Here is a 2032-nt window from a genome sequence, read left to right on the forward strand (position 1 = left end):
GCAATCTCAGGAGTTTGGCTTAACAAGATTGCCGCGTCAATGCTACGCATTTCCTCGCAATGACATCAAAACCAAAACCGTGATTATGGCAATCGGTATAGAAAATAACACTCAATTCGATGAGGATAAATATAGTTATTTCGGTGATTGTAATCCTAAATATTCGGGTAGTGTAGTGAAGGCTCTTGCTAGTACCAAAGAAGGGTACGACGCTATTAACAAAAAGCTTATAAATAATAATCCTAGCTTTAAAGGTAGTTATAAAGATTTTTGTACGCAGCTTGATTATTTGCTGACTTCTAGGGTTAATAAAATAAATATTTTAGATGATAAAACTTTTGAGTTGATAATTCATTCGCCGCTTGCTGCTAAAAATTTTAAGTTCGGACAGTTTTTTCGCTTACAAAATTATTCTGAAGATGCTGCTAAGTTAATAGAGCCTGTAGCCTTAAGCCCTATCGATATTGATGTAGAAAAAGGCTTAATTAGCTTTATAGTTTTTGAAGTCGGTAAATCTACTAGCTTATGTAAAACATTATCCGAAAATGAGAAAGTAGTTTTAATGGGACCGACAGGTTCGCCGCTGGAAATACCTCAAAATAAAAAAATAGTTATTGTTGATTTCGAAGTCGGTAATATAGGCTTATTAAAAGTTCTAAAAGAAAATAATAATGAAGTTATATTTGTTACCTATCCTGATATAAAAATCCGTAAATTAGTTTCAGTGGATATAGTAATAATTAATGCTTCTCCTGAAATAATAGAAGAATTGCAAAGTCTAAAAAATGAAATATTCAGTGAAAATACAAAAATAATAGTTAACGTTAATTCATCGATGCAATGTATGATGAAAGGAATTTGCGGACAATGTATTCAAAAAGTTAAAGGAGAGCAGAAATATATTTTTGCATGTAGCCAGCAAAATCAAAATGCAGAAATAGTTGATTTTAAGAGCTTGAAAACTCGTTTACGCCAAAACTCCTTGCAAGAAAAAATGAGAAAATTAGTGGCTAATTCATCCATTATTTAATATAATAGCTTCAATTAACTCTTCTAGTTGTTCAGGTGATAATTCACCAATTTTTTTGAATTTTATCACTTCTTATAGCACTAATTTCATCAACCATAATATGAGATTCTAAATTAAGACCATTTAGCTCTGTGTAGGAGTCAATAACAGGTGAAAAGTTGTAGGGCATCTATTAAATCCGTTGTTAGAAGGCAAACTGTTATACTGGGATGTATATAAATTAGATTGAACAACAACAATATATCTTTTTTTAATTTCTATTATTTCCATTCATCTAACCAACTTTCTTCATTGTGTTTTAACCATAAGTTGGCATCAGGATTGTTTTCTTTACTAGCTAATAAGTATTGACGTTTAGCTTCTTTGGATAGGTCTGAATTTTCTAGTTGTTTAAGATATATACGTATTGCTTCACTAATTATCCAGCTTTTTTCACGGTGTAAATCATAAGTTACTTTTTCAAGTTTTTTACTTAAATTTATTTCTAAGCGTATACTAGTCGTAATACTTTTTGTCATTTTTATCCTCCTTATAATATTTAATTGTAATACAAAGTGTTACATATCACTAGTTAAATAAATTTACTTCTCAAAACGACAAAATGCTCTACTACTATCTTGATTAAGAAAATCGATAATTTGTATTACTATAGAATTATTGTTATATTTCTCAGCAACTTGTTTTATACGCTCAGCAAAATTACCTTCACCTGAGAAGATTTCTTCGATAGCTTTTAAAGCACTTAAAGACTTTACTTTATCAAACCCTTTTCTATTCATACCGATTAGATTTAAGCCCTCAAGCACCGCACGTTTGCTACTTACAAGCCCAAATGGTATTACATCTGCTCCGACCGGCGATAGCCCGCCGATCATCGAATATTCACCGATTCTAGCATATTGATGTACGGCAGACAGTCCGCCGATTATTGCATAATCACCTACCCCAATATGACCTGCTAGGCTTACATAATTAGCAAATACTACATTATTGCCGATTTTA

General features: G+C 31.5%; 1 protein-coding gene and 3 pseudogenes. 1 reads left to right on the top strand and 3 read right to left on the bottom strand.

Going from position 1 to position 2032, the window contains the following annotated elements; genetic code table 11:
- Positions 1-1030, top strand: a pseudogene (locus TENJIKU01_RS06760) (2-polyprenylphenol hydroxylase); the annotation flags it as partial.
- A 43-nt stretch (positions 1031-1073) separates the two neighbouring features.
- On the opposite strand, the pseudogene TENJIKU01_RS10840 reads toward TENJIKU01_RS06760, so the two are convergent.
- The 3 genes and pseudogenes from TENJIKU01_RS10840 to TENJIKU01_RS06770 form a co-directional block, all read right to left on the bottom strand.
- Positions 1074-1300, bottom strand: a pseudogene (locus TENJIKU01_RS10840) (type II toxin-antitoxin system PemK/MazF family toxin).
- Positions 1291-1548, bottom strand: coding sequence for a CopG family ribbon-helix-helix protein (locus tag TENJIKU01_RS06765; protein ID WP_064429673.1), 258 nt, complete (start codon positions 1546-1548; stop codon positions 1291-1293). The pseudogene TENJIKU01_RS10840 and the gene TENJIKU01_RS06765 overlap by 10 nt, the downstream one beginning before the upstream one ends.
- A gap of 63 nt (positions 1549-1611) precedes the next feature.
- Positions 1612-2032 (bottom strand): annotated as a pseudogene (locus TENJIKU01_RS06770) (acyl-[acyl-carrier-protein]--UDP-N-acetylglucosamine O-acyltransferase); the annotation flags it as partial.

Source organism: Rickettsia sp. Tenjiku01, from assembly GCF_001653015.1.
In the GTDB taxonomy this organism is placed as follows: domain Bacteria; phylum Pseudomonadota; class Alphaproteobacteria; order Rickettsiales; family Rickettsiaceae; genus Rickettsia; species Rickettsia rickettsii.

Bases quoted from the DNA above. Each gene is read 5' to 3' on its own strand.
- TENJIKU01_RS06765 (WP_064429673.1), bottom strand. From the start codon at position 1,548: ATGACAAAAAGTATTACGACTAGTATACGCTTAGAAATAAATTTAAGT.